The organism is Aliivibrio sp. A6, from assembly GCF_028765505.1.
GTDB lineage: Bacteria > Pseudomonadota > Gammaproteobacteria > Enterobacterales > Vibrionaceae > Aliivibrio > Aliivibrio finisterrensis_A.
This window is the reverse complement of sequence record NZ_JARACR010000059.1, coordinates 1-8,602: the sequence shown is the minus strand read 5'-3', so window position 1 is coordinate 8,602 and position 8,602 is coordinate 1. Positions and strand designations below refer to the sequence as shown.

The window sequence follows — 8,602 nt, the reverse complement described above, 5'->3', positions numbered from 1 at the left end:
AAAAATCGTCAGCGTTTTTGTGCTCGCCATACAGGGTTTCCACTTTGATCACCGCATCTTCTATATCTGTGAAGATCGGCATGTCACGCAGTTCATTAATGTCTAGTTTCAATTGTTCTAAACGCCCTACCATGTTTGGCAAAGCATTGAAGATCTCCGCTGACCATTTTGGCCCTTTTTCTTTGAGCGTTTTGGCAAGCCCTAAGAAGTCACACCCTGCGTTGTCGATACACAATTCATCAAAGCGTTTGATGTGTGCTTCGATCTCTTTGGATTTATCACGGTTAAAATGAGCATGACTGGTGATGCGTTGCAATTTAGCTATCAACTGCTCATGGCTGTGCTCGGCAAAACTGCGTCCGTCTGCCTCTATGGTTTTATAGGTTTCTGAATCGGTAATTTCGTTGACTAAGGTTTGTAGATCCACCGTTGGACGAACCACCACTGGACGCATGGTATCAACGCTTTGCAGGGTAGAATATAAGTCAACCGCATCGAAAATCTTAAATGAGGTTTTACCTACTTCTGGACACAGACGCGTAGCTCGGCCTTTCATTTGTTCATACAAGATACGGCTGCGTACTTTACGCATAAAGACGATATTACAAATACTTGGGATGTCGATGCCTGTGGTTAATAAATCGACCGTAACCACAATATTAGGTAGGCGTTCTTTATTAAAACGGGTGATCATCGATTGCACTTTATTGGCGTCTTTATCTGAATCGCCCGTGATTTTTATGATTGCATCGTGCTCTAGTTGTGGGTATTTGGCTTTAAACGCGGTGCGCAGCTCTTCCACCACCGCATCGGCATGGGTGTTGTTCACACAAAAGACTAAGGTTTTTTGCGGGCTGGTTGGGTCAATATGATGCACTAACTCTTCGCATACCACTTTATTGAAGTTGGAGGCGATTAAGGCTCGGTTAAAGTCAGCAACCTCAAAGCCTTGTTCATCATTTAAGGTGTCGTTAATTAACTCGCCTTGGTTTGATAAACGCTGAACTTCGCTGCCTTGCGATAAATACACGCCACCGTCACTCAATTTGGTGATGATGCGGATTGGCGGCTCTTGATCGGTTAGGAAGCCATCAATCACGGCTTTTCGATAGCTGTAACGGTACACTGGCTGCTTCTTATCGCCACCAAAGATATCAATGGTATGCAGTGCAGGCGTTGCGGTTAGTGCAATTTTCACTGCATCAAAATGATCGATAATGCGGCGATATGAGGATATGAAATCTAACTCATTACGGAATTTTTCTTCACCTTCGGTCTGCTCTTTATCAAGAATATACCCTCGGTGCGCTTCATCAATAATAATGCAATCGTAACGGCCAACAGGCATGGTCTCGTCACTTTGCAGTGTGCGTTTTACCAGTGATTGAACCGTTGCTACGTGGATCTTGGTGCTGTCTTCAGGGAAACGGTCGGTTAACCCTTTTACATTAAAAATGCTATTAAACGTGTCGCCTTTGATGTTGGTGTCTTCAAACGAACCTAACGCTTGTTTACCCAATGAGGTTCTGTCTACCAAAAACAGCACGCGCTTGAATCGTTGTGATTGAATTAAACGATACATTAGGGCAATGGCAGTACGTGTTTTACCTGTGCCTGTTGCCATGGCGAGCAAAATGTCTTGTTGGCCTTTGGTTATCGCCTCTTCTGTGGCTTTTACGGCTTCTTCTTGGTAATAACGCAAACCGAGATCGCTCATATCGCCATTATCACTAAACCAACGGTTATTGTGTTGGTTATCGCTCTCTAGTTTGGCAAGTAGCTCTTCTGGGCTGTGCCATTCTGGTAGGGCTTTTGGCATATTTGTGGCATGACGAACGTCACGATACCAAATTCCACTTTTGGTTTTTATTGCTGAGCGATAAGCACGACCGTTAGCAGAAAAACAGAATGGAATTTTATACGGATCTGAACTGGATGAGTCAGACCATGTTGGTAAATAGGTTGGTAATGACTCGGCAATTAGATCGAGTGCGGTTTGATCATTAGCGGCGTGCTGTAATTCATTACGCAAAAAGTCGTTATCAAAATATTTGCTGTAGCGATAAGCCTCACTCAATTTTGCCACGACGTCTTTATTGGCTTTTTTTGCTTCAATAACCCCAATGGCCTTTAGACCAATGAATAGAACGTAATCGGCAAAGCCTGTTTTACCCGTTTCATCTTTGCCTGTTGGCCACTCGGCAATCGCTATATTTCGACCGATTTGTGGCCGAGTACCGTTAGCGAAGCTAAGTAATTTGCTGTCGGCATCCCACCCTGCTTTTCGCAGTTGGTTATCTATAAGGTAGCGACTTTCACTTTCGCTGAGATCCAACGAGCGTGAAGCGGCTTGCTCAGTGATCTGCTTTTTGTACGCTTTGCGCTCTGCTTCTGTTTTCTTGGCAATTTCTTCGTCTTTACGTTGCAGTTGTGCCTCAAGCGCGGCGATGCGTTCTTGGGTTTGGCCTTGGGTTTCTTCTTGTTTACTTTCTAGCACTGAGATATAGCCAGTTAATGCCGTCAGTTTGGCATTTTGTGCAGCGACTTCTGCTTTGGTTTGCGCTTCACCTTGACGAACAAGCAATAACTCTTGTTTTAATAAGTGCATTTCTTGTTCAAATTGGGCTTTGTTTTCTGAGCTTGGCAGAATGAAAACAGGCACCGCGAAATCAAATTGTTTGGTGACTAGGCGGTAATACCAGATGGCAAGACGGAATGCCAAACGCAAGCACATTTCAGCATCTTGCAAATCATTATGGTATTCATGAACGGCTTTGTTGCCAATTTTACGCAGCTTATGAAATACAGTAAGAATGCTGTCGTCAACAAATGGAATTTTACCTAGCTCACGCAGTAGCTCATGCTGATTATCTGGCGCTTCAATATCCAGTAATTTTGCAAGGTGCTTTGCGGTTGCTTCTCCAAAAATACGCACTTTCACTAAGGTGGTATTTGGGTCATCTGGAAAGTTATTCTCTGCCGCTCGCGCGATGGCATATAAGAAGTCATTGACGCCTTTTAGAAACTCAAAATTTGATTTTTGCATATGCAACCTAACCGTTTGGTAAACCACGTTTTATTTTAGGTAATGGTGTGGTGTCCCAGTGCTTATCTAGAATTTTTAGTATGTGGCTTTATAACAGATTTTCAAAAATAAAACGATGACATAGATAGGAGAAATGACTGATTGATTCTTATATTTAGAAGATAATAAAAAAGAGCACCGAAATGCTCTTTGTTTATGCTTAGTTTTACGCGGCTTCCATGCGTGAGATGATCGCCTCTAGCGGTAGATCTTTATCTCGAATCAATGCGATTACGGCTTCGATATCCTCTTCTCGGTTTGCTGCCATGGCTTGGTTAATATCATCAATTAACATTAGCGCTTGAGCTTTGGTTAAGTTGCGTAACAGACTAACGCGATTGTTAGCCGACATAGCCATCAACTCAGTGGCTGAATTACTGTTTTTTGTATTCATATTTTTATTACTCACTGGTTGTTTTGGTTTTTTAGCCAATTTTTTCGCCTCTTTTATCGGGGCGTGCTGGGTTTTATCCTCCAAACTTATGACGTTGCTAGTTAAGGATTCAATTTGCGTCGGTTGTTTCTCTGCCTGTTTGCGTCTTAATTTACTGTCTAATAACTCGGCATAATAAGCCATGCTTGGCAACATGAAATTAAGATGGTTGTGCACTACCCCTTCAATGCTTTTCAACTCTTTGGGTTTGAGGTATACGCCTTGTTTTCGCGCTTGTAAGGCAAGTAATACTGATTGCTTTACTGTCTCGATACGCTTCAGGTTGATGCCATTAATGCACTGGTTCTCAAGTACACTCGCTTCTTCTTGCGTTTTTAATGCACTAATACGTGTTCTTAATGATTTCACGCAGTTCTGAATTAATTTGTCGTTCGATTGCTTGAGCAGGCTGACTAGTTTACGTTTTTCTTGTTGTGGCGTTTTCTCTGCCTCATTTTTGCTGGCTTTGAGCTCTCTCTTTACTTCTGCCATGAAGTTATTAATTGATTTGCAATCGGATGGCGTTGAGCCGGTGTAAATTGGCTTGGGGATGCCTTCAATCAATACTTTTAAGTGGTTATTTTTGGCTCTTTCATAAGTGAATGGCGTATCGGTACCGAGCAGATCATTCAAAAATTTAATGACGCGTTTTTGGTATTTGCTGTAGTTGGTTTGTTTGCACATGATGCTGCCTCTCAAAGTAATGTCGTTTCGTTGAGAGGTATAGTAGTTGGCAAGATGAATACGATGCAGTTTATAAGCTTGTGAAATGTTGAATACAAAACAACAAGATCATTAATCTTACAATGTACACTTTAAATCAGCTTCCATTTATAAAAAGAAGCTCTAACGCAATACCTCTCTTTATTTACATCTCATTTTTGAAATATAAGTTTACTTTTTAATACAAAAATATACACATTAGAGGTTTGACATTTAAGAAAAACTACTGATAAAAAGTCAAAATAACAACAAAAACTGACTTTACGCGTCAAAAAACGGACACCTAACATATTATAAACTCAATTCCAATAGTCAAAGTAGAAGCAAGATCACACTTTTGATGCTTTAAGATATCCTTAAAATTTCTTCTGGTTAAAATGCAGGAAAATTCAGCCCAGCTATCAGTTTAATATTGATATGTGAATTTTTTATGGGTCGATTGAAGGTTTTCATCTAATTATCGCGATTGGAAGTTAACCTTTATTTAACATAAGTAATAAAACAATCTATCCATCGTACACTTTTAATAATTAATAAATTTATCTAGATTAAGATAAATAAAAAGAAGAAAAAGCAGTGAGAAAAATAAATAAAATAACAGCCGCTATTACTAGCGTTATGTTCAGTGGGTATCTATACGCCGCTGATGTAAATTTAACGTCTAACATTGTTACTTTTGTTCCAGGTGAGACAAAAGTTCAAAATGGAGATATGGTTTCTTTTAATGGCGACTGTTTTGTTGCTAAAAACAACCCTGGTGTGTGGGAATCTCCAACCGCAGATTCATGGTTCTGGGATATCGCTGTATGCTCAGGCGAACCAACTCCAGATCCAGATCCTGAACCAACGCCAGACCCAGAACCGACACCAGATCCTGAACCAACTCCAGATCCTGATTTAGGCGATATTATTCCATTTATCCCGGGTAAAACTCAGGTAGCAAATGGCGATGTGGTTTCATACGAGAACCAGTGTTTTATCGCTCAAAACAACCCAGGTGTTTGGGAAACGCCAAGTGCAAGCTCATGGTTCTGGTCACTAACAGAATGTTCTGACGAACCAGTTAATCCTGATCCTGAGCCTGAACCAGAAGAAACTGAACTGTCTATTCTTGCACCAACAGCTGGTCAAGTTATTCAGGCAAATGAAACGATTGCTATCAGTGCACATGTTGATGGTAACCAAGCTGCTAAAGTTGAGTTTTGGGTAAACAACACAAAACTAGCTGAAAAAGCAGTTAACGAGAACAACACTCAGTACTCTCACGCTTGGACTCCGGTTGAAGCTGGTAATGCGGTAGTTAACGTATTTGTATTCGATAAAAATAACCAAAAAATCGAACAAAAATCAGTATCTGTTGTTGTAGAAGCAGAAGTAACTGAAGATTTCGTTGCACCTGTTGTTAAATTTGTTACGCCAACTAATGGCTCTGCAATCAACGTAACTGAAAGCGTTGCTATCTCTGTTAATGCAACAGATGCAGATAACGATTTAACGACACTGGTTGTTACCGCAAACAACAAAGAAATCTGTTCATTTGACGCGGCTAATACCAACACGTTTGCGTGTGATTTTCAGCCGACTCAAGCAGGTAATGTTACACTGAAAGCGATCGCTACTGATGCTCAAGATCTTTCATCTACAGCAAGTGTAAAAATCACTGTTGAAGAAGATGTGGTTGAGCCGCCAGTTGAGCCACCTGTAACTCCACCAGGCGACTTATGTAAAGACTTTAATGTTTACCCAGACTGGACACGTGGTGATCACGCAACTGGTGGTGACATTATGGTTAACAAGAACATCGCATACTCTGCGAACTACTGGACTGCATCAGTTCCTGGTAGCGATGATACATGGGCACTTCACCTAAATTGTGATGGTACAGAACCTGGTACAGCACCGCTTCTTTCTCTACCAAACCCAATGGACCCAGTTCGTCTAGAAGTTGCTGGTTGGCCAAACACGTTAGTTATTGCTAGCCCATCGTCTGCGGCACCAGCAATGCTAACAATTGAAGCAAGCAACAACGCTGATTTAGCTGATTTAGAGAAGCTAACAAGTACGTTTGTATCTATCATTAATGAAGCTGCACAAGCTGGCTCTGCATCAATCATCATCAACACTGATGTTCTTGATCAAGCAACGCAAGATAAAGCATTATCTTCAAACAGCATTGCGGTTAAAGAAGCGCTAACTAAAGCGATGGATATCACTGGCAACAAGATTGACATTGATGACATCAACGCGCTTAGCAATGACTTGAAAGGCTGGGCTAATGCGCACCACCTAATCATCTCTACGCTAGCACCAGAAGCAAACTACGGTTGGTCTCTAAGCATTGGTGATTTCGCGTTTGATACTCACTCTGGCAGACAATCTGTTTGGGATAAAGCATCTAACTACAGCGCTGATCTACTAGACAAGCTAGAGTTGTTCAAAGCAGATGTTGCAACTAAAGCTGATTTCATTGCGTTCACTAAGTCAAGCTCAACAGCAGCTCTAACTAGCGACCAATGGCATAATGCTCTAGAGTACGTTAAGCAAGTTTCTGATTTTGTTAAAACACCTGTAATGCTAAACAATATCCCTACAGATCAAGCTTCTGCTTATTTCATGGGTGATAATGCAAGCAAACCACAAGTGCGTAAAGCTGCATTCAGCAACGTATTTGCTATCGTATTTGATAAAGATACAGCAAAACTAACTGCTGAAATCGAAGAATACAAAAAAGCTAAAATGCCACTGTACTATGTTGGTGAATCAACAGAAAATGGCCAATTAACTATCATTGATGCGTTAAACCGTGAATTGGCTGACGCTGAAGATACAATGAACAACACTGCATTCTTGTACGAAACGCCTCAATCACAATGGGTTCCGTCTACTGTTTATAAGTGGACTGACTTCATGACTGGTCTGAACGCAATGCATAATGTTGGTGTTGCTGGTAACAAGTTCTGGCTACTAGATGAAAACGTTGATGATGCAACTAACATCAAATACGCGAAAGTAGCGATTGCTGCGTTCTTAGCACAGAGTATGCAAGAAACGATTCGTTACAACGCATGTGATGAGAACAACTGGGCTGAAATTAGATACGGTGCAGCGACAGATTACCCAATGTCTGCAAGCTGTGGTCAACTTGGTCAAAAATATGCAGATTACGGTGTAAACCCTGAGTCTGGTTTGGATCACGCTTACTCTTGTCCTCGTGATAACAAAATGGAAGTAAGTGCACTAACTCACGCTAAATGGTACGGTGCTCCAGCTCCAGTATTTGCTGCTCCAAATGCAGTACTAGAAGAGCGTGGTTTGCTTGTTAACGGTAGTGTTGGTCGTTGGACTAACAGCGGTCACTGTAATGACGTACCTACTTCTGTAGATACATCTAAGCAAGTATGGGAACGTAACACTTGTCAAACATACGTAGACCAAAAAGCAGGTAGCTTTATTTGGGATGGCAGCAGCCAAGCTGATGTTGAAGGTTGTGGTTGGTGGGGCCGTGGTGTAATTCAAACTACTGGTCGTCAAAACTTCGGTACACTTAACCACTACTTAGGTCGTTCACACGTTGACCCTGAGACAATTGGTAAAACAATTGATGGTGTTGTTGTTGAAGCGCCACCAGAGAACCCGTTATACGCTGAGTTAGATTTCTGTTCAAACCCAGGCTTAATTTGTAGCTCTGAAGAGAATAAAGAAATCAAGTGGATTGCAGGTCTATTCTACTGGGTTACTTCAGTACAAGCATACCCTGATGAGTCTGGTCAATACGGTAACTGGAACTACCACAACGAGCTTAAGAAGTATGTTGATAGCGGTATGAAAGGCACTGAGTTTATCGATGATGTATCTGGTATCGTAAACCGTGGTTGTCCTGATTTAGTGTGTTCTACTGGTGAAGTTCATAACGTTAAAGAACGTCGTGCTAACTTTAAACTGGTTCTAGAGCAACTAGGTCTAAACCCACAATAATTTGGTTACGTTATCTAGATAATTCGTTATCTAACATATCTAAATGAATAAGAACCCTACTTTTCGAAGTGGGGTTCTTTTTTTTGTTTAATATCAAATCACAGTAAATAATACCAATCTGCATAAGTATTTGATCATTCTTGCTTGTTAAAATCGATTATATCAGCGTTATACCTTTCTATTGCAAAAATTAGGTGTAATTAGATCCACTAGTTACTGTAATTTATGCCTTGCTATAATCGATTTTTCCTACGCAATTATCTGAACAACTACTTATCCAGAATGGTATTAGTTTTATAAAAAGTAACAGATACAAAAAAACACGCTATTAAGCGTTTCATTTTCAATAAATTGGAATTTTAAAACAGAAACAATCTCTTGAGGAA

3 protein-coding genes are annotated in these 8,602 nt (G+C 40.9%); 1 reads left to right on the top strand and 2 read right to left on the bottom strand.

Annotated features, from left to right (window positions below; translation table 11 throughout):
- A partial coding sequence (gene hsdR, locus PVK70_RS18300) for a type I restriction-modification system endonuclease (protein ID WP_130049376.1) occupies window positions 1–3,046 on the bottom strand: 3,046 nt, incomplete at its 3' end.
- Window positions 3,047–3,251: 205 nt separating this feature from the next.
- Entirely contained in the window at window positions 3,252–4,202 is a 951-nt protein-coding gene (locus tag PVK70_RS18295; protein WP_130049377.1) for a hypothetical protein, read from the bottom strand.
- Window positions 4,203–4,817: 615 nt separating this feature from the next.
- Here PVK70_RS18295 and PVK70_RS18290 point away from each other — a divergent pair.
- Window positions 4,818–8,216 carry an Ig-like domain-containing protein gene (locus PVK70_RS18290; protein WP_165367247.1) on the top strand — a complete coding sequence of 1,133 codons (3,399 nt, stop codon included), beginning with the start codon at window positions 4,818–4,820 and terminating at the stop codon, window positions 8,214–8,216.
- Window positions 8,217–8,602: the final 386 nt, after the last annotated feature.